General features: G+C 70.0%; 24 protein-coding genes. 12 read left to right on the forward strand and 12 right to left on the reverse strand.

What is annotated here, in order from left to right; translation table 11 throughout:
- Positions 1-585: 585 nt before the first annotated feature.
- Positions 586-1383, forward strand: a complete 798-nt coding sequence (locus tag EXE42_RS11125; RefSeq protein ID WP_092920558.1) for a ZIP family metal transporter — start codon at positions 586-588, stop codon at positions 1381-1383.
- A gap of 221 nt (positions 1384-1604) precedes the next feature.
- On the opposite strand, the gene EXE42_RS11130 is transcribed toward EXE42_RS11125, so the two are convergent.
- The 3 genes from EXE42_RS11130 to thiD form a co-directional block, all read right to left on the reverse strand.
- Positions 1605-2186 (reverse strand): hypothetical protein, encoded by a 582-nt coding sequence (locus EXE42_RS11130; RefSeq protein WP_137717963.1) that lies wholly within the window; start codon positions 2184-2186, stop codon positions 1605-1607.
- A 297-nt stretch (positions 2187-2483) separates the two neighbouring features.
- Positions 2484-2783 carry a hypothetical protein gene (locus tag EXE42_RS11135; RefSeq protein WP_137693676.1) on the reverse strand — a complete coding sequence of 100 codons (300 nt, stop codon included), beginning with the start codon at positions 2781-2783 and terminating at the stop codon, positions 2484-2486.
- Positions 2784-3093: 310 nt separating this feature from the next.
- Positions 3094-3942 carry a bifunctional hydroxymethylpyrimidine kinase/phosphomethylpyrimidine kinase gene (gene thiD, locus EXE42_RS11140; RefSeq protein WP_137706529.1) on the reverse strand — a complete coding sequence of 283 codons (849 nt, stop codon included), beginning with the start codon at positions 3940-3942 and terminating at the stop codon, positions 3094-3096.
- 177 nt (positions 3943-4119) lie between these two features.
- On the opposite strand from thiD, the gene EXE42_RS11145 reads away from it, so the two are divergent.
- Positions 4120-4779, forward strand: a complete 660-nt coding sequence (locus tag EXE42_RS11145; protein ID WP_137706530.1) for a DsbA family protein — start codon at positions 4120-4122, stop codon at positions 4777-4779.
- Positions 4780-4803: 24 nt separating this feature from the next.
- On the opposite strand, the gene EXE42_RS11150 is transcribed toward EXE42_RS11145, so the two are convergent.
- The 4 genes from EXE42_RS11150 to EXE42_RS11165 form a co-directional block, all read right to left on the reverse strand.
- On the reverse strand, positions 4804-5670 hold the full coding sequence (locus EXE42_RS11150; protein WP_137706531.1) for a phosphatase PAP2 family protein: 867 nt from the start codon (positions 5668-5670) through the stop codon (positions 4804-4806).
- Positions 5667-7619 (reverse strand): ABC transporter substrate-binding protein, encoded by a 1953-nt coding sequence (locus EXE42_RS11155; RefSeq protein WP_137706532.1) that lies wholly within the window; start codon positions 7617-7619, stop codon positions 5667-5669. Before EXE42_RS11155 ends, EXE42_RS11150 begins: the two co-directional genes overlap by 4 nt.
- 102 nt (positions 7620-7721) lie before the next feature.
- Positions 7722-7973, reverse strand: coding sequence for a hypothetical protein (locus tag EXE42_RS11160; RefSeq protein ID WP_275938234.1), 252 nt, complete (start codon positions 7971-7973; stop codon positions 7722-7724).
- An 84-nt stretch (positions 7974-8057) separates the two neighbouring features.
- Positions 8058-8354, reverse strand: a complete 297-nt coding sequence (locus EXE42_RS11165) for a hypothetical protein (protein ID WP_092920551.1) — start codon at positions 8352-8354, stop codon at positions 8058-8060.
- Positions 8355-8497: 143 nt separating this feature from the next.
- On the opposite strand from EXE42_RS11165, the gene EXE42_RS11170 reads away from it, so the two are divergent.
- Positions 8498-8929 (forward strand): HIT family protein, encoded by a 432-nt coding sequence (locus EXE42_RS11170; protein WP_137693672.1) that lies wholly within the window; start codon positions 8498-8500, stop codon positions 8927-8929.
- A 77-nt stretch (positions 8930-9006) separates the two neighbouring features.
- Positions 9007-9852, forward strand: a complete 846-nt coding sequence (locus EXE42_RS11175) for a CpsD/CapB family tyrosine-protein kinase (protein ID WP_137706533.1) — start codon at positions 9007-9009, stop codon at positions 9850-9852.
- 47 nt (positions 9853-9899) lie between these two features.
- Here EXE42_RS11175 and EXE42_RS11180 read toward each other — a convergent pair whose 3' ends face one another.
- Positions 9900-10421: a hypothetical protein gene (locus EXE42_RS11180; RefSeq protein ID WP_137706534.1), complete on the reverse strand. Its 522-nt coding sequence runs from the start codon at positions 10419-10421 to the stop codon at positions 9900-9902.
- 163 nt (positions 10422-10584) lie between these two features.
- Here EXE42_RS11180 and EXE42_RS11185 point away from each other — a divergent pair, with 163 nt between their 5' ends.
- Positions 10585-11571, forward strand: a complete 987-nt coding sequence (locus EXE42_RS11185) for a transcription initiation factor IIB family protein (RefSeq protein WP_137706535.1) — start codon at positions 10585-10587, stop codon at positions 11569-11571.
- A 23-nt stretch (positions 11572-11594) separates the two neighbouring features.
- On the opposite strand, the gene EXE42_RS11190 is transcribed toward EXE42_RS11185, so the two are convergent.
- Both EXE42_RS11190 and EXE42_RS11195 read right to left on the reverse strand, forming a co-directional pair.
- Entirely contained in the window at positions 11595-12584 is a 990-nt protein-coding gene (locus EXE42_RS11190) for an arsenic resistance protein (RefSeq protein ID WP_092920546.1), read from the reverse strand.
- A gap of 361 nt (positions 12585-12945) precedes the next feature.
- Positions 12946-13791 (reverse strand): DUF6293 family protein, encoded by an 846-nt coding sequence (locus EXE42_RS11195; protein ID WP_137706536.1) that lies wholly within the window; start codon positions 13789-13791, stop codon positions 12946-12948.
- 128 nt (positions 13792-13919) lie between these two features.
- Between EXE42_RS11195 and EXE42_RS11200 the strand changes: the two genes are divergently transcribed.
- From EXE42_RS11200 to EXE42_RS11225, 6 genes are all read left to right on the forward strand, one after another.
- The gene (locus EXE42_RS11200) at positions 13920-15575 is read left to right on the forward strand and encodes a GTPBP1 family GTP-binding protein (protein WP_137706537.1); all 1656 of its coding nucleotides are present in this window, start codon (positions 13920-13922) and stop codon (positions 15573-15575) included.
- A 292-nt stretch (positions 15576-15867) separates the two neighbouring features.
- The gene (locus tag EXE42_RS11205) at positions 15868-17508 is read left to right on the forward strand and encodes an ABC transporter substrate-binding protein (protein WP_092920543.1); all 1641 of its coding nucleotides are present in this window, start codon (positions 15868-15870) and stop codon (positions 17506-17508) included.
- Positions 17509-17757: 249 nt separating this feature from the next.
- The gene (locus tag EXE42_RS11210; protein ID WP_255510254.1) at positions 17758-18753 is read left to right on the forward strand and encodes an ABC transporter permease; all 996 of its coding nucleotides are present in this window, start codon (positions 17758-17760) and stop codon (positions 18751-18753) included.
- On the forward strand, positions 18753-19742 hold the full coding sequence (locus tag EXE42_RS11215) for an ABC transporter permease (protein ID WP_092920541.1): 990 nt from the start codon (positions 18753-18755) through the stop codon (positions 19740-19742). The genes EXE42_RS11210 and EXE42_RS11215 overlap by 1 nt, the downstream gene beginning before the upstream one ends.
- A 1-nt stretch (position 19743) precedes the next feature.
- A complete protein-coding gene (locus EXE42_RS11220) occupies positions 19744-20865 on the forward strand; it encodes an ABC transporter ATP-binding protein (RefSeq protein ID WP_092920540.1) in 1122 nt (373 codons plus the stop codon).
- Complete coding sequence (locus tag EXE42_RS11225) at positions 20862-22220, forward strand: ABC transporter ATP-binding protein (protein ID WP_092920539.1); 1359 nt, start codon at positions 20862-20864, stop codon at positions 22218-22220. The genes EXE42_RS11220 and EXE42_RS11225 overlap by 4 nt, the downstream gene beginning before the upstream one ends.
- 66 nt (positions 22221-22286) lie before the next feature.
- Here the strand turns inward: EXE42_RS11225 and EXE42_RS11230 are convergent, their stop codons facing one another.
- Together EXE42_RS11230 and EXE42_RS11235 are read right to left on the reverse strand one after the other, a co-directional pair.
- Positions 22287-22784: a hypothetical protein gene (locus tag EXE42_RS11230; protein WP_092920538.1), complete on the reverse strand. Its 498-nt coding sequence runs from the start codon at positions 22782-22784 to the stop codon at positions 22287-22289.
- 69 nt (positions 22785-22853) lie between these two features.
- The gene (locus tag EXE42_RS11235) at positions 22854-23255 is read right to left on the reverse strand and encodes a dihydroneopterin aldolase family protein (RefSeq protein ID WP_092920537.1); all 402 of its coding nucleotides are present in this window, start codon (positions 23253-23255) and stop codon (positions 22854-22856) included.
- A 105-nt stretch (positions 23256-23360) separates the two neighbouring features.
- Between EXE42_RS11235 and EXE42_RS11240 the strand changes: the two genes are divergently transcribed.
- Complete coding sequence (locus EXE42_RS11240; RefSeq protein WP_092920536.1) at positions 23361-24704, forward strand: amidohydrolase; 1344 nt, start codon at positions 23361-23363, stop codon at positions 24702-24704.
- Positions 24705-25118: the final 414 nt, after the last annotated feature.

Genomic DNA, 25118 nt, shown 5'->3' on the forward strand with positions numbered 1-25118 from the left:
GCTACGGTACCGCCCCCGAAACAGAACGCTACGGTACCGCCCCCGAAACAGAACGCTACGGTACCGCCCCCGAAACAGAACGACTCGGCTCCGACGGACGAAAACGACTCGGCGCCGGCGACGAACGACACCGAGACGGACGAAAACGACTCTGCGCCGACCGATCCGACGCGGGAACAGTCGAGCCCGCCGAGTGAGGAGACGCTGACGAACGAGTCGGCTCCGGCGGGGAACGCGACCGTCGGGGGTTCGACCGCGCCCGACGCGAACGATATCGATGCGGTCGCGGTTCCTCATCCCCCGGATCCGTCGCGGTCCGGCCACGGAGCGTGAACGTGACCTTGCCGAGACGGCCGCGGGAACATTCCGGGAGGGACGGCGCACGGTCCGACGGGCGTTGGCCCGGCCCCGGAGCGAAACTCACCGCGCTGTTGCTGCTCGTCGCGGTGCTGCTCCTCGTGTTCCTCGCCAGCCTCGTTCGGATGCTCGGGTGAACTCGTAAACGGCGGGGTCGGGACGGCGTTCTCAGCCGGTGACCGCGCCCGCCGGAGTTATGAGCGGTACCGGCGTACGATCAGGCGACGAATGGTCGCCCTCGACGCAGTCGGGTTCGTCTTCGTCGCCGGGCTGATCACGGCGCTCGCGACCGGGATCGGGGCGGTACCGTTCTTCTTCTTCGAGACGATCAGCGACCGCGGGAACGTGGCGCTCTGGGGGTTCGCGTCGGGGATCATGCTCTCCGCGTCGCTGTTCGGCCTCGTCCGGGAGGGACTCGCGGAGGGGACGCCGGTCGAGATCGGCGTCGGGATGCTCGCTGGCGTCGTCCTCGTCGTCCTCGCGCACGAGGTGCTGATGGACGCCGAGATCGACCCGCGGGAGTACGAGGAGGCCGACTTCAAGAAGCTGATTTTGATCCTCGGCGTGCTGACGGTCCACAGTTTCCCGGAGGGGATCGCCGTCGGCGTCTCCTTCGCGGACCTCGGCTTGGAGGGCGGCACCGCGCTGTTCGGCTTCGCGGTCCCGCTACTCGCCGTGTTCATGACCGTCGCCATCTCGATCCACAACGTCCCCGAGGGGACGGCCATCTCGATCCCGCTGCGGTCGATGGGCGTCTCGAAGTGGAAGATGGTGTGGTGGGCCGTCTTCTCCAGTCTCCCGCAGCCGGTGGGAGCCGTCGTCGCGTTCGCGTTCGTGCGGTACGCCCGCGCGTTCCTCCCGTACGGCTTCGGCTTCGCGGCGGGCGCGATGATCTATCTCGTCCTCACGGAGTTCGTCCCCGAGGCGCTCGAAACGGGCGCAGACCTCCCGCACGGCGGCAGGCGGGTCCTCGTCGGCGGCGTCGCGCTCGGCGTCGCGCTGATGGTCCCGCTCGCGTACCTGTAACGGACCGACGGCAGCGTCGGTGTACTTCGCTGATCCGCCGTCGGGTATTCGGTGCCGTCGAACGCCTTGGAGACAGGGGGATCGGGTGCTGAACACGGAGGGTTCAGTCGACAGAACGCCTTCGAGGTGGTCTCTCCAATCGACTCTGAACCGGTCGACGGACCGTCCCTACCGATTGACCGGCAACGCGAGACGGCAGTCAGCGGAACGACCGGATCGGCTCAGGCGTCGTGATAATCAACGGTGATCTCGGTCGGTCGGTCGGCACCGTTCAGACGCCAGAGGGTGAACGAGTAGTCGTAATGGTACTCGGGGGTGTCCGGGTCCGGCGGGAAGGCTTGGTACGAGGTGACGTCGTATCGGAGCCGCCCGTTCTGATAGACGGACCGGTCGGTGAAGTCGTCAACGATGTCTTCGACGGGATTCCCGCCCTTCTCGTGGTAGTCCATGAGCCCCGCACCCGTCGGGAGGACGCCGACGATGACCGACATGAACTGCTTACCCGGGTCGAACGTTCGGAACGCCGTTCCGGGGGCGCTGTCGTCGTCTGCCGGGGTGAGCGCTCCCCAGTCGATGAGTTTGCGCGCGGCGTCCGGATGCGCGAGGATCATCCCCCAGACCGCGGGGACACCTCCGTCAGGCGTTGGCTGCTGATCGATGATTGGCGTATAGGCGGTCGTTCCGAGCGACGAAGCGATCTGTGGCCGGGCGCCGGAACTGAGGGCGCTACAACCAGCGAGTCCGGTGAGAACCGCTGCGCCGGAGAGGTGGAGGGTCTTCCGTCGTGACAGTTCGGGGGCCATACGCACCGATGAGCTCGTCGAGACTTATAATCGGCGTCTTGCGTTCAAGACGCTCGACGGACGGCTCGCCCGTGGGACCCCGAGACGCTCGGAAGGGAGCAGAGACAGAGAGCCGCTGGGCTCTGAACGCGGGAGGGAGCGTTCGGTGAGTGAATATCGCTCGTTTCGCGTACTCGGCGACGAAGCGTTCGGGCGGCGTACGATCGCAGTGCCGAGTCCTCCGCGAGATCACGGGTCGAGTGAGTCGATGCCGCGCATGGTCGCAGTAGCGACGAGGTCGTACTGAGTCGGACCCGGCTACGTCCCGCCCGTGGCGGTCCAACTCGCGCTCGCCTCGACGGCGTTCTCGAACGTGAGCTCGGCGACCTCGGGCGGGCTGTCGCCGCTGCCTTCGGGAAGGAACTGAAAGCTGAGTCGTTCCCCGGTTTCACCGAGGAGCGCTTCGAGGGAGACGATGTCGCCCCGTCGGGCGCTGACGAACTCTCGACGGACGACCGTCTCTCCGCCGGCGACGACGGTATCGAGCGAGGCGTCGTACTCGTCCAGTTTCGTACGTATCGAGACCGGCACGGGGCCGTCGCCCGTATTCGTTATCACGAGTGTTCCGCCCGGGTAGTCGGAAGACCGATCACCGTCCGCGAACGCGCCCGTACAGCCGGCGAGGGATACGGCGGCGAGACAGCCTCCGATTCCGCGCAGAAATCGTCGTCTCTCCATGGCAACGTTGTTCGGGTCGTCCGTGAAATGTCTTCGTATCGAAACGTCACGGATCGAACTCCGTCTCGTCCCGGTCGCTTGGGACCTCTCGATTCGGGCGCGAACTACTGACCGAGACGGGCCGTCGGAACTCGGGCGGCGTCCGCCTCGATAGCGGTCGGAGACGGACGGCCGTCCCGACCGGTCTCCGTCACTCCCCGCCAGACGCCGTCGGGTTGACCGCGCCCGGCCCCTCGCCCACGTCGTAGCCGCGCCGGACCGCCTCGGTCATCCCCTCGACCGCGGCGGCGACCGCCTCGCGGAGCGGCTCGCCCCGCGCCAGCCGCGCCGCGATCGCGCTCGATAACGCGCAGCCGGAGCCGTGCGTCGCCTCGGTGTCGATCCGGGGCGTCTCGAAGCGGTCGACGGTCGGGGCGGTCTCGCCCCCTCCCGCACCCCCTGCGCGAACGAGCGTGTCGACGACGACGCCCTCGTCGACCGATCCGCCGTCGAGGTGGCCGCCCTTCACCAGCGCCGCGTCCGCACCGAGCGCGACCAGCTCCCGCCCAGCGGCCTCGGCGTCGGCCGGGGTCTCGACCGGCTCGTCGGTCAGCACCGCCGCCTCGTCGGCGTTCGGCGTGACGAGCGTCGCGGCCGCGATCAGGGCCTCGTAGGCGTCCTCGGCGGCCGGCGAGAGCAGTCGGTCGCCGGTCGCCGCGACCATCACGGGGTCGACGACGAGCGGCGCGTCGGCGCCCGAGACCGACTCCGTCACCGTCTCAACGATGTCCGCGGTCGCCAACATCCCCGTCTTGATCGCCGCGACCTCGAAGTCGCCGTCGACCGCCGCGTACTGGGTCGCGACGTGATCGGCCGGGAGCGGGTGGACGTCCTCGACGCCGCGAGTGTGCTGGGCGGTCGTCGCCGTCACGACCGACGTGCCGAAGACGCCGTGCGCGGCCATCGCGGCCAGGTCCGCCTGGATCCCCGCTCCCCCGCCGCTGTCGCTGCCGGCGATCGTCAGCGCGACCGGCGGATCGACCGGGTCGTACTCGGACATGCGGAATGATATAATCTAGTAGTATTAATTGGTAATGGTTCGCGGTGGGTCGCTGTTCGAGCGAGCGCGACCGTCGCGAGCCCCGCCCGTCGCGACAGCGGTCGACCGCGACTCGCACGGGCGCCGGCCGCCTGCCGCCGCCGAACGACCTTTTCGGCTCCGCGGCGTAGCGGGGATATGGCAACCGACTCCGACGCCGCGACCGGCGCCGACGAGGCCGAGGCGATCACCGTCTACTCCGACTACGTCTGTCCGTTCTGCTACCTCGGTCGGCGGTCGCTCGGGAACTACCAGGAGACGCGCGAGGAGCCGCTCGCGATCGACTGGCACCCGTTCGACCTCCGCGCCGGACAGCGCGGCCCCGACGGCGAGATCGACCACGATGCCGACACCGGGAAAGACGAGGAGTACTACGAGCAGGCCCGCGAGAACGTCCGCCGGCTCCAGGAGGAGTACGGCGCCGACGAGATGGCGCTCGAGCTGGCGACCGACGTGGACTCGCTGCCCGCGCAGGTCGTGTCGGTCCGCGTGCGCGAGACCGCGCCGGACGCGTGGCTCGCGTTCGACGAGGCCGTCTTCGACGCGCTGTGGCTGGAGGGTCGCGACATCGGCGACCGCGACGTGCTCGCCGACATCGCGGCCGACACCGACGGGCTCGACCCCGAGGTCGTCGACGACGCGCTCGGCGACGACGACCTCCGGGAGCGCGTGACCGACATGTTCGACGCCGCGCGGCGACAGGGCGTCACCGGCGTTCCGACGTTCGCGTACGACGGCCACGCCGCCCGGGGGGCGGTCCCGCCGGAACAGCTCGAACGGCTCGTCGAGGGCGTCTGATCGCGACGGAACGCGGACGCTCGGTCAGGCGTCCGCGCCGGCCTCGGACCCGGGACGCTCCCCGCTCGCGTCGCCGCTCGGTTCGACGGCGTCGTTCCGCGGGTCGATCAGCCGGTGCGCGAGCGCGACGCAGCCGAACGCGAGCGCGAAGCCGGCGACGACGTCGGTGAGCCAGTGGATTCCGAGGTACATCGTCGCGACGACGACCGACAGCGAGAGCCACACCGCGACCGGCGTCCACCGCGGGTACTCCTCGCGGGTCAGCACCGCGAACGTCCCGACGGTGACCGAAAGCGAAGTGTGGAGCGACGGGAAGACGTTCGTGTTCACGTTCACCTCGCTCGCGAGCAGCATCACGTCGGGTCGGTTGGTGAAAAGCAGCGGCGTCACCATGTCGGGCATCACGTTCCGCGGCCCGTAGGCGAACACCGCCGTGTACAGCGCCAGTCCGATCGCGTAGTTGAGCGCGTACGCGACGAGGACGCGCCTGAGCGTCGTCGTCCGGGGGAGCGCGAGGTACGCGACCACCGGGAACGCGAGCAGGAACGCGTAGCCGTACACGTACACCCACGAGAAGTACGCGGTCAACACGGGGGTAGCGAACGTCGACTGGACCCACGCGACGAACCCGCCCTCCAGCCCGTAGATGAGCGCCGTCGCCTGGAGACCGAACAGCTCCGAGACCGCCTGTAGCGAGCTCCGACCGATCGCGCTGGCGAGCAGCACCGCACACAGGGTCCCGGCGGCCCGTCGGGCGTCCCACAGGCGCGCTCGGAGCCCGGTCCACGCGTCTCGGAGCCGAGCCGGACCGATCACCGCGACGCTCGCGACCGCCAGCATCGTCCCGACCCACGCCACGATCGACGCGAGCAGCGACAGGAACGGCGTCATTGCCCCCGCGAGAGCAGCCGGCCTTCATCGTCGAACCGGTATCCGGCGTCTCGAAACGCCTCCCGGGCGGCCGCGACGTCGAGCGAGCCCTCGTCGTCGAAGAACGGGTAAACGGGGTCGGTCCCGTCGGTCCACGCCAGCGACGCCGGGACCGCGTCCGGCGTCGCCGCGAGCGGAGACGCCGCCGCCCGTGCGTACCCGTCGAAGGCGTCGTCGACGACCGCGGACTTGTCGATCAGCCGCGCGATCACCGCCCGGAATCGGGGGTTCGACAGCGGGCTCCGTCGCACGTTGTAGCCGACGTGATAGAACGCCGCCGACCGACCGCTCACGAGCCGGGTGTCCGGCGAGCGTCCGATCCGAGGGACCGACGCCGGACCGAGGTTCGCGGCGGTCGCGTCCGCGACGCCGTCGGCGACCGACTCGACGGCCGAGATGTCCGAGGGCAACACCTCGATCCGGAGCCGATCGAAGGCGGGCTTGCCGTGGTACTGGGACGGGATCCCCGCCCTGGGGTCCGTCGCCGCTCCGAATCCCGTCTCTCCGGACGCCTCCGGGTCGGTTTCGGGCGCCGGCCGCACGAGGAAGTGGTCGGGGTTCCGCTCGAAGACGACCGATTCCCCGGCGGTCGCCGCGACGAAGCGCAGCGGGCCGCTCCCGACCGGGTCGGGGTTGTTCGAGACCACCGCCTCGGTCGTCTCGAAGTCGAGCTCGAAGCCGGCGATCGTCGCCGCGTCTGTCCTGGCGGACCAGACGTGTTCCGGGAGGATCGGTACCTGGAGCGCGCGGGCGGCGACCGTCTCGTTGACATCGGCCACGGTGAGCCGCACCGTCGCGTCGTCGAGGACCCGCTCGTCTTCGACGATGGAACTCCGGCCGCGGAAGCGAGGGGTCGGCACCGGGGTCTCGACGTTTCCCAGCGACGTGTCCCGGAGGAACCGGTAGGTGAACGCGACATCGCTCGCCGTCACGGGCTCGCCGTCGTGCCACCGCGCGTCGCGGAGCGAGACGTCGAGGGTGTCGTGGTCGATCCGCTCCCAGTCGGCCGCCAACCACGGGATGACCGCCTCGCCGTCCGCGCGGACGAGGGGATCGTACAGCAGTCCGGTGAACGTCCCGTGCTTCCGGTACTCCGCGGCGATCGGGTTCCAGTTCTCCGTGATGCGGTCGTCGGTCGTCACGAGCCGGAGGACGTCTTCGCCCTCGGATCCGGTGCCCGCGGCGGCCGTCGTCGCGCTGCCGTCGGCCGAACCGGTGGTCCCGGAGTCGTCGTCGGAGGAGACAGTCCCGGAGTCGCCGTCAGAGGCGACGGTCCCGGAGTCGCCGTCAGAGGCGACGGCGTCGAGTTCGAGGAGCCCGGCGACGGAGAGCGGCTGGCGGTCCTCCGTCCACCCGTCGAACCGGTCCTCTCGGACGGCGGTGAGCGCGTCGGGGAACGCGACGACGGAGAAGGGCTGGAGCCGGCACAGCGTCTCCTGAAGCGAGCCGACGACGTCCGATCGCTCGGTGCCGGTGACCCGGCGCTGTCGTTCCAAGAGGTCGTCGACCGATATCTCCGTGAATCCGAAGGGGTTCTGCCAGCCGGACTCCGCGATGAACTTCGAGTGCGTCAGGCCGTACAGCGCGTCCGGGTCGAAGGGTTCAGTCTCCACGAACTGCCCGACGTAGATGTCGAAGTCCTGGTTTATCAGTACCTTGCGCCAGAGCTCGGTCTGTCCGACGGCGTTGAGTTGGACGTCGATACCGACCGCGGTCAGGTGTTCTTCGAGCTGTCTCGCGATCCGGATCCCGCTCGGGTCGTCGTCGGCGGGCGTGGTGTTGATCTCGAGGGTCAGCTGCGAGTGGGGGTCGCGGCCGGCGATGTTCTCCGCCCGCCCGAGACAGCCGGCGCTGGCGGCCGCGAGGCCGAGCCCGGCGAGCGCCGTCCGTCGACTGATCGGTCGGGTCATTCGCTCGTTTCTCCCCGTTTTCAGTCGCGCTGTATATCTCTTCTGTGCTACGGTCGTCGAACCGCGGTTCGACGGAGCGAACGCGCGCCGTCCCCGGAGCTCTCAGATCACGTCCGCCAGCGGGAGCGCGAGCCCGACGGCCCACGCCAGCAGTCCGGCGACGGCGACCGGCCGATCCGCGGCCGCGCGCCCGGTGGCGACGACGCCGAGCGCGGCGAGGAGCGCCACGCGGTGGACGATGAGGGCGGGCGAGACAGCCGTCCCGAGCGCCGCGAAGTCGGCGAGGAAGCCGGAGAGGGCGAGGCCGAGACCGGCGACGACGAGGAGGGCGAGCACGACGGCGACCCGTTTCATGCGCCTCACCGGAGCCCCGGAGCACAGACCTGTTCGGGTGGGGCCGGGGCTATCGCGCGCGTCCCTCGCCGCGGGTTCCGGCGGTCACCACGTCTCGACGACGCCGTCGCGGACGTCCTCGGCGCACCCCTCGCAGTCGGGGTGGCCCGACTCGAAGCAGGCGGGGCGCCCCTCGGCGTCGACCGGAATGGTCCGGCGCTCCGCGTGGCGTCGGCAGACGACGCGGGCCGCCCCGGAGTCGTCGGTCGGGAGGTCGAACCGGGCGGCCGCGTCGCCGTCGGGGTCGTCGCGACCCTCGGCGTAGGCGCGTCTGGCCTCCTCGAACTGCTTGCCCGCCTTCCGGAGCTGCCGGCGGATGACGCGCTCGAACCGGTCGTCCATACCGCCCGTTTCGGCGCGGCGGATATAGGTCCGTTGGCGGCGCGGATCGGGGCGATCGCCGCGGGGCTCCGGGCGGCGCTCCGACGAGCGACCGAACCGTACCCCGGGAAACCTTGATGGGACGCCCGAGCGATCGCTCGGGTATGTCCGACGACTGCGTCTTCTGTTCGATCGCCGCCGGCGAGATCCCGGCGCGGACCGTGTACGAGACCGACTCGGTACTGGCGTTCCTAGACGCGAACCCGCTCGCGCGCGGGCACACGCTCGTGATCCCGAAGTCGCACGCACGGCACGTCGGCGACCTCGACGCCGACCTCGCGAGCGAGTTGTTCGACGCGGTCGCGTCGCTCACGCCGCGGATTCAGGCGGCGGTCGACGCCGACGGCGCCAACGTCGGCGTCAACGACGGCGCGGCGGCCGGCCAGGAGGTCCCGCACGTCCACGTCCACGTCGTCCCGCGTTTCGAGGGCGACGGCGGCGCGCCGATCCACGCGGTGGCGGGCGAGCGGCCGGACCTCTCCGACGACGAGCTCGACGCCGTCGCCGACGAGGTCGCGGCCGCGATAGACGGGTAGGAACGCGACGGAGCCGCGTACCCCGCCCGCCGTTCCGCTTCGGTCTTTTTAAGAACCGGCTCCGGCGACGCGGGAACATGCAGGCGACGACGCTCGCGTTGATCGGAGCGGCCGGCGGCGTGGGAACGACGCGGACCGCGGTCGAGTTGGCGGCGATGGGCGCGCGCGACGGGCGGCGCGTCGCCGTCGTCGACGCCGCGTTCACGACGCAGGGGCTCTCCGAGTACGTGGCCGGGCGGGTCGAGCCGGACCTCACCGCGCTCCTCACCGACGACCCGGACGCGGCGCTCTCGGCGGCGGCGTACCCCCTCATCGGGGCGGGCGACGCCGCCCGGCGTTCCGGATCCGCCGGGGCGGGCGGCGAACGGGACGTGAACGGCGACCCGGACCTCCCGGGACGCGTCGACGGGGTGCCGGCTCGGGCGCCCTTCGAGCGCGTCGCCCGGGCGAAGACGGCGGAGGCCGCTCGGAAGTTAGCGGGCCGGATCGACGAGGCAGCGACGACGTACGACGCGGTGGTCGTCGACGCGGCGCCGGCCGGGTCGAACGAGGCGGTCGCGGCCGCGACGAGCGTCGACCGCGCGGTCGCGGTCCGACCGGCCACGGTCCACGGACACGACGCGGCCCAGCGGCTCCGGGGGCGGATCGCCGACGTGGGCGGGAGCCTCGACTCGACGCTCGCGGTCGATCGACCCGGAACCGCGGGGTCGGGCGACGCCGTCGACCGCGACGACACGGACGGCGGCGGTTCCGGGGCCGTCCGCGTTCCGGCCACCGATCCCGAGGTGGCGGCCGCACCGACCGCGGCGAAGGGGGACGACGCGTACGCGCGGGCGATCGCGGCCGCCTACGAGGCGGCGTTCGACACGTCGCTCGGCGTGGAGTTCCCGGACCCGGGACTCGTCGATCGGGTCACGCCCTGAGAGCGCGGCTCGCGGCTCGGGAGCCGCGTCCGAAGTGGTACCGGAACTCAACGAAACCCGTCGGTGGAGCCGAGCGCGTCGCCGAGAGGGCCGCCGTCTCCCGGTCCGTCCCTGAGCGGTGCCGACCCGGCGACCTGCGCGTCGACCGCCTCCGCGACGGGGTCGACGGGGTCGTGCGTCTCGACGTACGTGGCCAGCGCGAAGTCGGCCTCGTCGCCGCCGGTGAGTTCGACGGCCTCGCTGCGCGAGGTCCGGCCCGCGAGCCAGTCGCGGACGACGCCGCGACCGGTCGGTGAGAGCGGGCAGACCCCCGCGACGCCGCACCGGTGGAGCGTCTTCGCGGCCGTCATCGGGGTGACGCCCGCCTCCCGCGCCGCGTCGCCGACGGTCCGGCCGGCCGTGTAGGCGTCGACGAGGGTGGCGGTCGCTTCGGGCGTACACGGGAGCGACTCCGCGTGGGCCGACAGGCGATCGACGAGCGGCGTCTCCGTGTCGTCCGCGAGGGCGACCCCGCGATCGCGCTGACGCGAGGTCACCTCGACCCCGGCCGCGATCTCCGACAGCGTCATGCGATCCGGTGGTTCGCACGGATGGTTAAAACCACCGTACTGCGGCGAGGTCGAACGCCGGATCACCGACCGATAATCGGTCGGTTCGAGCGCCGCGATCGGGGCGATCGACCCCCGATTCACCCGGGTTTAAGTAAGGCATCGGGCCGGAGTTCGACGTGTGATGAGTGAGGCACGTTCGACCCGAACCCGTTCGCCCCGGACCGAGACCGACGACGTCGCGACCGCCGACCGCGCCGCGACCGCCGACCGCGCCGCAGCCGCGGACGCGACAGAGGCCGGTCGGGCCGAGACCGACCGCGAGACGTGTCCGGAGTGCGGCGGCCGCACGCGGGTCGATAGCTCGGAGCGCGTCTGTACCGACTGCGGCCTCGTCGTCGACGCCGACCGGATCGACCACGGCCCGGAGTGGCGGTCGTTCGACGACGACGACGCGGACCCGAAGCGCACCGGCGCGCCCCTGACGCGCTCGCGGCACGACCGCGGTCTCTCGACGGAGATCGGCCGCTCGACGAAGGTGAAGGGGCGCAAGCGCCGGCGGCTCGCCCGGATGCGGACCCAGCACAACCGCGCGCAGATCTCGACGAAGCGCGACCGAAACAAGGTGTACGCGTACACCGAGATCCGGCGGCTCACCGGCGTCATGGGGCTTCCCGACAGCGTCCGCGACGCCGCCTGCGCGCTGTTCGACTCCGCGCAGGAGGAGAGCCTGCTCCGCGGGCGCTCGCTGGAGGGGTTCGCCGCGGCCTGCGTCTACGTCGCCTGCCGCACCGCCGACGTGGCCCGCACCGTCGGCGAGGTGTGCGCCGAGGCGAAGGCGACCGAGGCCGAACACCGGGCCGCCTTCGACGCGATGAACCGCGAGCTCGGCCTGCCGATCGCGCCGAGCGGCCCCGCGGAGTACCTCCCGCGGTTCGCCAGCGACCTCGACTGCGACCCGGCCGTCGAGCGCCGGGCGGGCGAGCTGGCCGAGCGCGCCGTCGAGGAGGGGATCGCGAACGGCCGCAACCCGGTCGGGGTCGCCGCCGCCTGCCTCTACACCGCGGCCCGCGAACTGGGCGCCGAGTGTACCCAACAGGAGGCGGCCGACGCCGCCGACGTGACGCCGGTGACCGTCCGCCGGACGTACGTCGACCTGACGGAGGAGTGAGCGGGCGGCGCGGAATCGCGGCGCTACCGGTCGGTCGACGGCTCGTCGAGGCGAGCCGTCCACCGCTCTCTCACCGCGAGGTGTCCCTGTGCGATGACCCCCAACAGCGGGAGCTCCAGCAGCGGCCCGATGACGAGCGCGAGCGGGATCAGCGGCTCGTTCGGGAACGCGACGACGGCGATTGCGAGCGCGGTCGGGGAGTTCCGCGAGAGGATCGTGTTATTGAAACAGACCAGTTCGCCGTACGAGAAGGAGAGCGAGCGCCCGACGAGGAACCCGACCGCGAGGTTGATCGCGTAGAACAGCGCGACGGGGATCGCCATCAGCGCAAGCAGCCGCGGGTTCTCGACGATCACGTCTCCCTGCGACGCGAACATCGCCCCGATGGCCAGCGCGAGGAAGCCGACCTGGACCGGGCCCATCCGGGGCAGGAACCGGTCTCGGAGCCACGTCTCGCCCTTCGTGCGGGTGAGTCCCCACCGGGCGAAGGCGCCGACGGTGAGGGGAACGACCAGCACGAGGAGGACGCTCTCGGCGAGCAGCGCGAGCGGCAGGTCGACGAGCGTCCCGGCGAACGCGTAGAGGTACACCGGCAGCAACACCAGTTGGAGGACGAGGTTGTACGGCAACACGGAGGCGGCAAGCGGTACGTCGCCGTCGGCGACGTCGGTGAACACGAGGTACCAGTCCGTACACGGCGTCACGAGGAGCATGATGAGTCCGACCCAGAGCGCGGGCTGGTTCCGGAGGAAGAGGGCACCGAGCCCCACGGCGAGCAGAGGGCTCCAGACGAAGTTGACCAGCAGGCTCGACCCGACGACGCGGCGGTTGCCGAACGCTTCCCGCAGCCGAGAGAGGGGGATCCCGACGAACGCGGCGAACAGCATCACCATCAGGAACGGGACGATGAGCCGGTCGGCGACGGGGGCGACGCGGTCGATCTGGCCGGCGGCGAGGCCGACCGCGACGGCGGTGAGGACGAGCATCGACTGGTGTTTCTCGACGGGATTCATCGCCTCGTCTCGGTACTGCGCCGGCGACGTGCTAAGGCTGTGGGTCGGCGTCAGAAGGGGGAGAAAACGACGGCGGCCCCGTCGTTTCGTGACGATCCGTCGGGCGGGCGCGGCGGCGTCAGCGGGGACCGATCGCCGCGAGAGGGGGCCGCGGCGACCGGGATCTGATAGCGGACAGGCGGTGTGGAGGGCAGGGAGGGCGCCCCGACCGCCCGGCGGGCGTCACGCACCTGAATCGAGGTGCGGGGGATAGTTCTACGTTAGCCGTCGACAGTACGGACGGACCGAACAACACGTTCGAATCGGACGGATCGCGATTCGCGTGTCGACCGCTCACCGCTCGGCGATCGAGCGAAGCCCCCTACTCGGCAATCTTGTGCTTGAACGCGAAGAAGACCCGGCGGCCGGTCTCCGTGAGCCGGACGGTGTCGGAGCGTCCGATGTCCTCCAGTTCGACGTAGCCGCGCTCGCGCAGCGGCGAGAGCACGTGCGTCTCCAGCGCGCGGTACTTCGCCGTCCGGCTCTCGCCCGCCTCGCGGAGGAAAGAGAGGTCGCCCTCGCGCGCCCACTCGATCAGGTTCCACTTGTCGGTGGTGCGGTTCTCCTCGGAGCGTTCGTGAAGCCGACCGAGGACGGCGACCTGGTCGGTCGTGGGCGCGTCCATCGGGTAGATGGGCAGGTCGACGGTGCGCTCGACGCCCTCGGTGAGCGGTTCCTCGCGCCGGTCGTGGCGGTGGCGCTCTGGCTCGACGCTGTACGGGCGCGCGCCGACGATCATACAGGCCAGCGCGACGCCGACCGCGGCGATCCGCGGCCCGGTCGAGACGTTCCCGAAGAGGCGGTCGCCGTCCTCGGCGCTCGCCCGGTGACGGGCGGCGACCGTGGTCGTCACGCCGAGCACGTCGTACACGTCCGCGAGCGCGACGGGGATCGGTCGGACCGCGGCGAACTCGGCGGCGGTCGTCCACGCCTCGCGCTGGTAGTCGGTGAGCCCGCCGGGATCGATTCGGGTGTCTGCGGGGTCGGCGGCGCCGGCCGCCTCGAAGTCCACGTCGCCGCGGGCCCCGTCGCGGTCGGGGGCGTCGACGAGCAGGTACGCGACGTCGGCGCCGTGGCGACGGAGGGGCTCGACGATGCGGTCGCGCTCGTAGCCGAGCGGGACCACGTGGACGCGGCGTTCGGCGACGCTGGGGACCGAGGTGTCCATACCGGCGTTGTTCGCGGCGCCCGATTAAATAGTCCGCCGGAGCGCTCCCGAGGAGCCGCGAGCGATCACGAGTCGTGGGGTCACGTACCACGAAAACCGTTAAGCCCGGCTGTCGCCTATGAAGGGACATGAGCGCGGACCGGTCCGCCCTCCGGCGGGCCATCGAGCGCGGCGAGCGGGACGGCGGCGCCATCGAGTTCAAGGAGCGACTGACCCGCGAGGTCCACCTGGCCGACGGGCGCATGGAGTCGCTCGTGGCCCAGCTCCGCCACCGCGTCCTCTCCGGCGACGGCGAGGCGACCTACGTCCTCGGCGTCACCGACGACGGGGGGTTGGCCGGCGTCTCCCCCGACGCCTTCTCCGAGACGATGGACGTGCTCTCGCTGCTGGCAGACGAGGCAGACGCCCATATCGCGGACGTCGAGACGTGGAGCGCCGGCTCCGGCGGCGACGCCGACGAGGCCGGGCTCGTCGGGCTCGCGACGCTCCGCGACGGCGGCGTGTTCGAGGCCGACGAGGACCACCTCGTTGTCGGCACCGCGGGCCACGTCGACCACGGGAAGTCGACGCTGGTGGGGACGCTGGTCACCGGCCGCGCCGACGACGGGCAGGGCGGCACGCGCGGCTTCCTCGACGTCCAGCCCCACGAGGTCGAGCGCGGCCTCTCGGCCGACCTCTCGTACGCGGTGTACGGATTCGCGGACGACGCGGACGAACCGGTTCGGATGGACAACCCGCACCGGAAATCCGACCGCGCCGGGGTCGTCGAGACGGCCGACCGGCTCGTCTCGTTCGTCGACACCGTCGGTCACGAGCCGTGGCTCCGGACGACGATCCGCGGGCTCGTCGGGCAGAAGCTCGACTACGGGCTCCTCGTCGTCGCCGCCGACGACGGGCCGACGACGACGACCCGGGAACACCTCGGGATCCTCCTGGCGACGGAGCTGCCGACCATCGTCGCGATCACGAAGGCGGACGCCGTGAGCGACGACCGGCTCGCGGCGGTCGAGCGCGACGTGGAGTCGATGCTCCGCGACGCCGGACAGACCCCGCTCCTGGTCGACCGGCACGGCGTCGACACCGCGGTCGCGGAGGTCGGGGACGGCGTCGTCCCCCTGTTGCGGACCAGCGCGGTGACGAAGGCGGGGATCGAGACGCTGGACCGCCTGTTCGAGCGCCTGCCGAAGCGCGCGACGCCGGACCGCGAGACGTTCCGGATGTACGTCGACCGCAGCTACAAGGTGACGGGCGTGGGCGCGGTCGCGTCCGGCACGGTGAACTCGGGGACCGTCGAGACGGGCGACGAACTCCTGCTCGGCCCCATGCCCGACGGGTCCTTCCGCGAGGTGGAGGCCCGGTCGATCGAGATGCACTACCACCGGGTGGACAGGGCGACCGCCGGGCGGATCGTCGGCATCGCGCTGAAGGACGTCGACGAGGCGGAGATCGAGCGGGGGATGGCCTTGGTGCCCCGCGACAGCGAGCCGAATCCGGTCCGCGAGTTCGACGCCGAGGTGATGGTGCTCAACCACCCGACTCGGATCCAGGAGGGGTACGAACCGGTGGTCCACCTCGAGACCGTCTCCGAGGCGGCCGCGTTCTTCCCGGAGGACGGGCGGCTGCTCCCGGGGGACACGGGCGACGCGCGCGTCCGGTTCAAGTTCCGACCGTACCTGATCGAAGCGGGGCAGCGCTTCGTCTTCCGCGAGGGATCGAGCAAGGGGGTCGGGACCGTGACGGACGTCGGAGAGGCCGGAGGCGGAGCGTCGCCCGCCGATCGCTAGCTCCGGTCGAGTGACGCCGGGGGCGACCGCGCCGTGGCAGCTCTCGAACGGAGATGCGAGACGGTCCCCGGGAGAGACGCGAGACGGTTCCCGGGAGAGACGCGAGACGTCGCTGTCACCCTCGCGTGCGAGAATGCCGTTCCACCGTCGAGCGCCGGCGTATTCGAGTGTTTCCGCCGATTCGGCGGTAGTAGCGCGGATTCGTACTGAGAAGAGGGCACACAGCGAACAGATCCAACCGTACGGACACGCCGACCCAAAAGCTTATTTAGTGAAAACAAGAGTTGCCTGTATGCGTCGACAACCCACACAACGCATTTCGCGACGAAAGGTCCTCGCCGGCGGGGCGGCCGGCACCTCCCTCCTGCTCGCCGGGTGTACCGGCGGCGGGGACGGCAACGGCTCCGGCGGCGGCAACGGTTCCAGCGGCGGCAACGGCTCCGACGGCGGCGGCGGCGACGGCGGAACCCCCTCGACGCTGTACTTCGCGCAAGCGAAGGGCCCGCTCGACATGGACCCGGTCATCATGAACGACGTGCCGTCCGCGCAGATCGCCGGGCGGATATTCGACGGCCTCTACGAGTACGGCGACGGCGTCAACCTGGAGCCGAAGATCGCCGCGGACATGCCGACGGTCGAGCGCGACGGGACGCGGTACATCGTCCCGATCCGCGAGGACGCCGAGTTCCAGAACGGCGATCCGGTCACCGCGGAAGACGTCGTCCACACGATGATGGCGCCGATCGAAGAAGAGACCGCGAACGCCTCCGAGGTGAACATGATCGACACCGCGGAGGCGATCGACGAGACCACCGCGCAGTTCGATCTCAAGTATCCGTACGGCGCGTTCACGATCGCCATGGCGCGGAACGTCGTCAACGCCTCCGTACGTCAGGAGGACGTCGACGCGTACAACCAGGACCCGGTCACCTCGGGGCCGTTCCAGCTCGTCGAGTGGGAGCCCGAGAACTTCGCGACGCTGGAGCGGTGGGACGACTACTGGGACAGCGAGAGCCTCCCGGAGCTCGGCGGGATCGAGTTCCAGCCGATCGTGGAGCAGACGACGCGGGTCACCGAACTGGAGACGGGGAACGTCGACATCATCGAGAGCATCCCCCCGCAGCTGTACGAGACGGTCCAGAGCAACCAGAGCGCCAGCATCACCGAGGAGCCCGGCGTCGGATACTTCTACCTCGCGTTCAACTGCGCCGAAGGGCCGACGTCCGACCCGCTCGTTCGGGAGGCGGTCGACTACTGCGTCTCGATGGACCAGGCGGTCGAGAGCTTCGTCACGCCGGCCGGCGTGCGGCAGTACAGCCCGTACCCCTCCTCGATCAGCGAGGAGTGGAACTTCCCCGTCGACGAGTGGTCGAGTATCCCCCACGATCAGAACCTCGAGGAGGCGCAGGCGCTGTTCGAGGAGGCCGGAGTCCCGATGGACTACGACTGGCGGATCATCGTGCCGCCGGACAACAAGCGCGAGCAGATCGGTATCTCGATCGGCGACGGGCTCCAGAACGCCGGCTTCGAAAACGTCCAGGTCCAGCGCCTCGACTGGGGGACGTTCCTCGACGCGTACCTCACCGGCAACGAGGAGGACTACAACATGTACACGCTCGGTTGGTCGGGTAGCCCGGACCCGGACACGTTCGCGTACAACCTGCTGAGCCAGGAGACGAACGGCGTCACCAACGGGACGTTCCACGAGTACGACGAGGCCTCCCAGAAGCTGACGCAGGCCCGCGAGTCCGCCGACCGCGAGGAGCGTCGGCAGCTCTACATCGACGCGACGACGACGCTGCTCGAAGGTCGCGTCCACCTCCCGGCGTACAACCTGAACAACTCCTACGGCGTCCGCAACGTCGTGGAGGGCTTCGAAGCGCACCCGATCTCGACGGAGCTCCAGATGACCGACGTCACGGTGTCCCGATAACCCGGCGACGGGATAGAACGCCGTCGGCTCGCGTTCTATCGAACGGTCGCGGCGCGAGAACGACGGAACGACGCTCGAAAACGACGGACCGCGACGCGGAGACGGCCGCGCGCGTTCCGAACGCGAGCCCGTCGGGAGCCGGTCGACGCGTTCGGCGGCCCTCCGCGGTCACCGTCTTGATGGGCCGGCGGGAACGAAACGGATAAGCGACGGCAAAAACCGAACCGAAACAACGAGGAATCCACGACAGTGAGTTTACTTCGGTACACACTCAGACGATTCGCACAGGCGATACCCGTACTGATAGGTATCGTGACGATAACGTTTTTCCTGGCGAACCAGATCCCCGGCGATCCGGTCGAAATCATGCTGGGGCCGACGCCGGGACAGGAACAGGTGGAGGCGATCCGGGCCCAGTACGGCCTCGACCGGCCGCTGTACCAGCGGTACCTCTCGTACCTCACCAGCGTCGCGACGGGCGATCTCGGGCTCAGCATCTACTACGACCGCCCCGTCCTCGAGATGATCATGCTCCGGCTGCCGGTGACGCTGCTGCTCATGCTGTCCGCGTTCGCGTTCGCGATCGTCACCGCGATTCCGCTCGGCGTCATCTCGGCCAAGCGGCGGAACGAGCCGGCGGACCACATCTCCCGGATCATCTCGCTGATCGGCGTCTCCACCCCGTCGTTCTGGATCGGGTTGGTGTTGATCATCGTCTTCGCGTTCTACCTCGGGTGGTTCCCCGCACGCGGACTCGTCCTGCCGTGGGCGGATCCGACGGACGTTCGCGGGGCGGCGACGCAGATCGAGGTGATCCGCCAGTCGGCACACCACCTCTTCTTGCCGATGATCGGGCTCGGGACGCTCCAGATGGCACAGATCACGCGGATCGAGCGCTCGTCGATGGTCGACTCGCTCCAGGGCGAGTACGTGAAGCTCGCCCGGGCGTACGGCGTGCCCGAGTCGACGATCGTCCGCAAGCACGCGTTCCAGGTCGCGCAGCTCCCGGTGATCACCATCATCGGCCTCGGGCTGTCGACCGCGCTCGGCGGCGCCGTCCTCACGGAGACCGTCTTCGGAATCCAGGGGATGGGGAGACTGATCATCACGGCGATTCAAAACCAGGACTACCAGCTGATCATGGGGACGACGCTCGTGTTCGGGTTCGTCTACGTGATCGGCGTGATCATCACGGACATCATGTACGGCTACCTCGATCCGCGAGTTACCTACGGTGACGAGTAATGTCGACCAACAGCGCAACTTCGGACGACGACACCCCGAACGGCGGCGACGAGAGCGGCGGCGGGCCCGACGAGGTCGAGGCCCGCGTCGGGCTTCGATACACGCTGAAACAGGTCCGACAGGACACGACGGCGCGGGTCGGGTCATATATCGTCGGGTTCATGACCCTGGTCGCGATCTTCGCGGCGTTCGACTACTACGTCCTCAATTACGCGATCGCGGAAGCGGTACTGTACAACCCCGAGGCCGACCCGGAGCAGGTCCGGCGGCTGCTCCCCCCTGTCGGCATGGAGAACCAGTTCGGTGAGGGCGTGATCGAACACCCGCTGGGCACCGACCACCGGGGTCGAGACCTGCTCTCCCGGACCATCTACGGGACGCGGATCGCGATGACGGTCGGGTTCCTCGCAACCGCGATCGGCCTCGGCGGCGGCACCGTCATCGGCGCGGTCTCCGGCTACTACGGCGGCTGGATCGACGACGTGCTCCAGCGGGTGACGGAGACGATCTACGCGATTCCGTTCCTCGTCTTGGTCATCGCGTTCATGACCGCGTTCGGGCGGAACCTCACGTTCGCGATGATCGGCGTCGGGATCACGGCCGTCCCCGTGTTCAACCGACTCATCCGGTCTCGCGTCGTCTCCATCCGCGAGGAGGACTACATCGAGGCCGCGCGGGCCGCCGGGGTGAAAGACAGAAACATCATCTTCCAGCATATCATCCCGAACAGCTTCGCGCCGGTGCTGGTCCAGGCGACGCTTCAGGTCGGGGTGAGCATCCTCATCGTGGCCGGCCTCTCGTTCCTCGGGTTCGGCGCACAGCCGCCGACGCCGTCGTGGGGACAGATGCTGTCGGCCTCGCGGGCGTACATGCTTCCCGCGCCGACGTTCAGTATCTTCCCCGGCATCGCTATTCTGATCACCGTCATCGGCTTCAACATTCTCGGCGACGGTCTACAGGACGCGCTCGACCCGCGGATAAACAACTGATATGACTGAACCACTACTCAGCGTACGCGATCTCAAGACACAGTTCTTCACCGAAGACGGGACGGTCCGCGCGGTCGACGGGATTTCCTTCGACGTGTACGAGGGAGAGATCGTCGGGCTCGTCGGAGAGTCGGGCGCCGGAAAGTCCGTCGCGACCTCCAGTATCCTCCGGCTCGTCGACAGCCCCGGCGAGATCGTCGGCGGCGAAATCGAGTTCAAAGGAGAGACGATCTTCGGGCTCGAGGAGGACGACGCCGGCGAGTTGCGCCCCCGCGACGAGATGCTCTCCGAGTCGGAGATGCGCGAGCGGATCCGCGGCCGGGAGATCGCGATCATCTTCCAGGACCCGATGGAGTCGTTGAACCCCGTGTTCACCGTCGGGGGGCAGCTCCGGGAGTTCATCGAGATCAACCGCGACCTCGGCGCGGACGAGGCGAAGGAGGAGGCGATCGACATGCTCAGAGAGGTCGGGATCCCGGCGCCCGAGTCGCGGTACGACGAGTACCCGCACCAGTTCTCCGGCGGGATGCGACAGCGCGTGCTGATCGCGATGGCGCTCGCCTGCGAGCCGGACCTGATCATCGCCGACGAGCCGACGACCGCGCTCGACGTCACCGTCGAAGGCGAGATCCTCGAGATGGTGACTGAGCTCCAGGAGAAGTACGACACGTCGTTCATCTGGGTCACCCACGACATGAGCGTCGTCGCGGAGATCTGCGACCGGGTCAACGTGATGTACCTCGGCGAGATCATCGAGCAGGCCGAGGTGGACGACCTGTTCTACGACACGAAACACCCGTACACGTCGGCGCTGCTCGACTCGATGCCCCGGCCCGACAGGACGGTCGACGAGCTCAGGCCGATCCAGGGGGTGATGCCGGAGGCGATCAATCCGCCCGCCGGCTGTCGGTTCCACTCGCGCTGTCCCGAGGCGCGGGAGGTGTGCCGCGAAGTCCACCCGGAGCTACGGGACCTGAGCGAGGAGGGCGAGCCCGTACACACGGCGGCGTGCGTGAAACACGACGCGTTCGACGTGGGGTACGACGAGAGCCGGTCGATCGAGACGCAGGCCACCGGCGGGTTCTCCGCCGGCCTCACCGAGACCGGAGGTGAGGCGGAATGAGCGAGGTCGGCCCGCCGGAGTCGGACTCCGAGGCGCTGTTACAGGTCCGCGACCTCTGCAAGTACTTCGACAACGAGAGCGGGCTGCTCGCCGGCGTCCAGCTCGACGACGAGTTCCCGTACGTCTCGCGGTCGGCCTCCGACGTCCGCGCCGTCGACGGCGTGAGCTTCGACATCAAGGAGGGCGAGACCCTCGGGCTCGTGGGCGAGTCCGGCTGCGGGAAGTCGACGCTCGCGCGAACCGTCCTCCGGCTGCTCGAACCGACGAGCGGGAGCGTCTACTTCCAGGGCGAGGACCTCGCGGCGCTCTCCGGCGAGCCGCTGCGGCGGAAGCGGAAGGACATGCAGATGATCTTCCAGGACCCGCAGTCGTCGCTCGACCCGCGGATGAAGGTCGGGCCGATAGTCGAAGAGCCGATGAAGGCTCACGGGATGCTCGACGAGGAGGGACGGGAAGCGCGCGCGAAGGAGCTGTTAGAGAAGGTCGGACTCGACCCGCAACACTACAACCGATACCCGCACGCGTTCTCCGGCGGGCAGCGCCAGCGGGTGAACCTCGCGCGGGCGCTGTCGGTGAACCCCGACTTCATCGTCTGCGACGAGCCGGTGAGCGCCCTCGACGTGTCCATCCAGGCGCAGGTGCTCAACACGATGGAGGAGCTCCAGGAGGAGTTCGACCTGACGTACCTGTTCATCGCGCACGACCTGAGCGTCATCCGCCACATCTCCGACCGGGTGGCGGTGATGTACCTCGGGAACCTCGTCGAACTGGCCGACAAAGAGGAGCTGTTCGAGAACCCGAAACACCCGTACACGGAGGCGCTGCTCGACGCCATTCCGGTTCCGGACCCGAGAAGCGGCGGACGGAAGGAGCTGCTGTCCGGCGACGTCCCCTCCCCGATCGATCCGCCCTCCGGCTGTCGGTTCCGGACGCGGTGCCCGAGGCTGATCCAGCCGGAGTCGTACGACATGCCCGAGGACACCTGGCGGAACGTCGTGAAGTTCCAGCGCGCGGTCAAGCGCCGGGCGTTCGAGGAGACCGATCCGGACGCCCTTCGGAACCGGTACTTCGACGGCGCGGTACCGGGCGGCGACGCGGGCACCCTGCTCGACGAGGCGCTCGGTCACATCGAGCGCGACGAGTGGGACGACGCGGAGGGGATCCTCACCGAGCGGTTCGCGGACGAGAGCGTCTGCGCGACCACGGACCCCGCGTACGAGGTGGAGTCCGATCGGAGCGACGGCCGCCACTACGCGGCGTGCCACTTGCGTCGCGACGAGGCGATCGCGGCAGCCGTCGACGAGGCCGCGTTGGACGGCGCGGCGCGTCCCGGTCGACCCGAAGCGGACGACTGACCGCGCTACCGCGTTCGAAGTTCGACGGAGCCGGGCCGCCGACCACGACGGGTCGGGCTCCGGCGACTACCGGATCCGTATCTGCGTGGCGGCCTCGTAGCGTTCGTCGCCGTCGGGAACCGGCACAAACGCCGAGATCGTGTGTTCCCCGGGATCGGCCCGGACCGACCGGTCGAGCCCGTCGCCGTCGGTGCGGCGGAACCGACCGTTCCACGTGGCGGTCGCCCGCTTCGTCTCGCCGGCTCGGAGCGACAGCGCCGACTCCTCGGGGCGCACGTAGAGCCGCTCGTCGGTGGCCTCCAAGACGCCGTCGACCGCCCATCCCCACGAGCGGCGCGTCGACGTGGGGACCTCGATGGGAACCGGGAGGCGGTTGCGGATCGTGACGGTGATCTCGACCGGCTCGTCGGGCGCGTACTCGGCGGCGTCCGTGCTGACGGCCACCGCTATCGCTCGCCGCGCAACCGATCGCGGCACCACGCGACCGAGGGCGTTCGAGAGGTAGTTCTTCGTCTCGTCGAAGCCGGTGCGGTCCGTCTGACTGTCGTGGCGTCTGTCGACCATGTGCGTCTCTGAACGCGGGAAATCGGTGGTGTCGGCCGCCGTTCGGCTCGGAGTACGGGTGTCGCGGTACTAAGCGTTCGGGTCGCCGTCGGGCGACGGGTCGGCGCCGCCGGAACGCGACGGCTCCCCGTCGTCGACCACTTCGACCAGTTCCATCAGGGGATATCCCTCAGTCATCGCCATCCGCGTGCGCACCGTGACGCCCTCGTACTCGATCCGCATCCGAACGTCCATCAGCGAGCCGGTGAGCTCGGTGTAGCCGTTCTCGTGGTCGACCGCGTCGGCCACGCGGTCGTCGTGGACCGTCACGTCGACCGCCTCGCAGTACGGTTGGTTCTCGATCGCCGCCGCCATCGCGGCCTCTAGGCTCCGCGCACTCTCCGGGCTGACGGGCGTGCCGGCGAACTGGTGGTACAGCGAGCCGAACTTGATCCCCGCCTCGAAACACGCCTGCTGGGCGTCGGTTGCCATGGCGGAACGCGGCCGCGGGCGGGCAAGAAGGTTCGGACGGCGGACGGGGCGAGAGGAGCAACGGCGAACCGAAGGCGTTTGGTGCGGCGGGAGACACGGTGAACTATGACTCACCTCCGCGTCACCGGCGGTCGAGTGCTCCGACCCGGCGGTCGCGTCGAGCGGGCGGACATCGCGGTCGACCGCCACGAGGGAACGATCCGGGCCGTGGGGTCGCCGGACGAGGTCGACGAGGCGGTCGGCGGGGACGTCGACGAGTCGGTCGGCGGAGCGGCCGCCGAGACGCTCGACGCCGCCGGCGGGATCGTGATCCCGGGCCTCGTCAACGCGCACACGCACGTCGCGATGACGCTGCTCCGCGGGTACGCCGACGACAAGCCGCTCGACCCGTGGCTCCGGGAGGACATCTGGCCGGCGGAGGCCGAACTGACGCCCGCCGACGTCGAGGCGGGCGCCGAACTCGGCGCGCTGGAGATGATCCGATCGGGGACGACCGCCTTCGCGGACATGTACTTCGCGATGGACCGCGTCGCCGACGTCGTCGACCGCGCGGGGCTGCGCGCGCGGCTCGGGCACGGCGTCGTCACGGTCGGGAAGGACGAGGCCGACGCTCGGGCGGACGTCGAGGAGAGCCTCGCGGTCGCCCGCGAGCTCGACGGCGCCGCGGACGGCCGGATCCGTACCGCGTTCATGCCGCACTCGCTGACGACGGTCGAGGAGGAGTACCTGCGCGAGGGCGTCGCGGAGGCGCGCGAGGCGGGCGTCCCGATCCACCTCCACGCGAACGAGACGACGGACGAGGTCGACCCGATCGTCGACGAGCGCGGGGAGCGACCGATCGCGTACGCCGCCGAGGTCGACGCGCTCGGCCCGGACGATTTCTTCGCGCACGGCGTTCACGTCGACGACTCCGAGATCGACCGGCTCGGGGACGCCGGGACAGCGGTCGTCCACTGCCCGGCCTCGAACATGAAGCTCGCCAGCGGGATGGCGCCGGTCCGGCGCCTGCGCGAGGCGGGCGTGACGGTCGCGCTCGGCACCGACGGGGCGGCCTCGAACAACGACCTCGACGTGTTCGACGAGATGCGCGACGCCGCGATGCTCGGGAAACTGGCCGCGGACGACGCGAGCGCGGTCCCCGCGGCGGCCGCCGTGGAGATGGCGACGAGAGCCGGCGCCGACGCCCTCGGGCTCCCCGGCGGCCGGATCGAGGCTGGCGCGGCGGCCGACCTCGCCGTCGTCGACCTCGACGCGCCGCATCTGACGCCCGTCCACGACCCGGTCTCGCACCTCGCGTACGCGGCCCGCGGGAGCGACGTGCGCCACACGGTCTGCGACGGCGAGGTCCTGATGCGCGACCGCGAGGTGCTGACGCTCGACGCCGAGGCGGTCCAGGAGCGCGCCGCGGCCGCCGCGAGCGACCTCGTCGACCGCGTCGGATCGGCGTAGCGCGCAGCGCGAGCGCGAGCGCGATCGAACGCGACGCGCAAAGCCGACCCACGTAGGCAGTATTTAAATAGAGAAGCTGAGTCTGACGTACTTTTTATAAAGGAACCGCGGTGGTGCGTGCCTGCGAGGCCGCCTCGCGGCCGAGCCGCGAGGGACCGGAGGTTCCTCTGGAAGCCGGCGCGAAGCGCCGGCGACAGCACCGCGCGAGGGACGCCGTGAGCGACGGGCGACCGAAGAGAGCCCGGAGCGAACGGCGAGGCTGGGGAGGTGTGAGGCGCTGTGCTGTGCGGGGCGGGACTCAAAGGGGCAGTCGCGAGGACGAAGCTCGGCGACGCAAGCACCGCAGGGAGCGAGTGAAACGAGCGACTGAGGAGCGCAGCGAGCCGCGCGAGTCCTCGCGGCTGGGGCTTTGGA

It is taken from the genome of Halorubrum sp. SP3 (assembly GCF_005435195.1).
Classification (GTDB): domain Archaea; phylum Halobacteriota; class Halobacteria; order Halobacteriales; family Haloferacaceae; genus Halorubrum; species Halorubrum sodomense.

Excerpts from the sequence above, each read along its gene's own strand:
- EXE42_RS11215 (WP_092920541.1), top strand. The coding sequence starts at position 18,753 with ATGTCGACCAACAGCGCAACTTCGGACGACGACACCCCGAACGGCGGC.
- EXE42_RS11165 (WP_092920551.1), bottom strand. The coding sequence starts at position 8,354 with ATGGACGACCGGTTCGAGCGCGTCATCCGCCGGCAGCTCCGGAAGGCG.
- EXE42_RS11205 (WP_092920543.1), top strand. The coding sequence starts at position 15,868 with ATGCGTCGACAACCCACACAACGCATTTCGCGACGAAAGGTCCTCGCC.
- EXE42_RS11220 (WP_092920540.1), top strand. The coding sequence starts at position 19,744 with ATGACTGAACCACTACTCAGCGTACGCGATCTCAAGACACAGTTCTTC.
- EXE42_RS11240 (WP_092920536.1), top strand. The coding sequence starts at position 23,361 with ATGACTCACCTCCGCGTCACCGGCGGTCGAGTGCTCCGACCCGGCGGT.
- EXE42_RS11170 (WP_137693672.1), top strand. The coding sequence starts at position 8,498 with ATGTCCGACGACTGCGTCTTCTGTTCGATCGCCGCCGGCGAGATCCCG.
- EXE42_RS11145 (WP_137706530.1), top strand. The coding sequence starts at position 4,120 with ATGGCAACCGACTCCGACGCCGCGACCGGCGCCGACGAGGCCGAGGCG.
- EXE42_RS11175 (WP_137706533.1), top strand. The coding sequence starts at position 9,007 with ATGCAGGCGACGACGCTCGCGTTGATCGGAGCGGCCGGCGGCGTGGGA.
- EXE42_RS11180 (WP_137706534.1), bottom strand. The coding sequence starts at position 10,421 with ATGACGCTGTCGGAGATCGCGGCCGGGGTCGAGGTGACCTCGCGTCAG.
- thiD (WP_137706529.1), bottom strand. The coding sequence starts at position 3,942 with ATGTCCGAGTACGACCCGGTCGATCCGCCGGTCGCGCTGACGATCGCC.
- EXE42_RS11130 (WP_137717963.1), bottom strand. The coding sequence starts at position 2,186 with ATGGCCCCCGAACTGTCACGACGGAAGACCCTCCACCTCTCCGGCGCA.
- EXE42_RS11190 (WP_092920546.1), bottom strand. The coding sequence starts at position 12,584 with ATGAATCCCGTCGAGAAACACCAGTCGATGCTCGTCCTCACCGCCGTC.
- EXE42_RS11185 (WP_137706535.1), top strand. The coding sequence starts at position 10,585 with ATGAGTGAGGCACGTTCGACCCGAACCCGTTCGCCCCGGACCGAGACC.
- EXE42_RS11160 (WP_275938234.1), bottom strand. The coding sequence starts at position 7,973 with ATGAAACGGGTCGCCGTCGTGCTCGCCCTCCTCGTCGTCGCCGGTCTC.
- EXE42_RS11150 (WP_137706531.1), bottom strand. The coding sequence starts at position 5,670 with ATGACGCCGTTCCTGTCGCTGCTCGCGTCGATCGTGGCGTGGGTCGGG.
- EXE42_RS11125 (WP_092920558.1), top strand. The coding sequence starts at position 586 with ATGGTCGCCCTCGACGCAGTCGGGTTCGTCTTCGTCGCCGGGCTGATC.
- EXE42_RS11200 (WP_137706537.1), top strand. The coding sequence starts at position 13,920 with ATGAGCGCGGACCGGTCCGCCCTCCGGCGGGCCATCGAGCGCGGCGAG.
- EXE42_RS11155 (WP_137706532.1), bottom strand. The coding sequence starts at position 7,619 with ATGACCCGACCGATCAGTCGACGGACGGCGCTCGCCGGGCTCGGCCTC.
- EXE42_RS11195 (WP_137706536.1), bottom strand. The coding sequence starts at position 13,791 with ATGGACACCTCGGTCCCCAGCGTCGCCGAACGCCGCGTCCACGTGGTC.
- EXE42_RS11225 (WP_092920539.1), top strand. The coding sequence starts at position 20,862 with ATGAGCGAGGTCGGCCCGCCGGAGTCGGACTCCGAGGCGCTGTTACAG.
- EXE42_RS11235 (WP_092920537.1), bottom strand. The coding sequence starts at position 23,255 with ATGGCAACCGACGCCCAGCAGGCGTGTTTCGAGGCGGGGATCAAGTTC.
- EXE42_RS11230 (WP_092920538.1), bottom strand. The coding sequence starts at position 22,784 with ATGGTCGACAGACGCCACGACAGTCAGACGGACCGCACCGGCTTCGAC.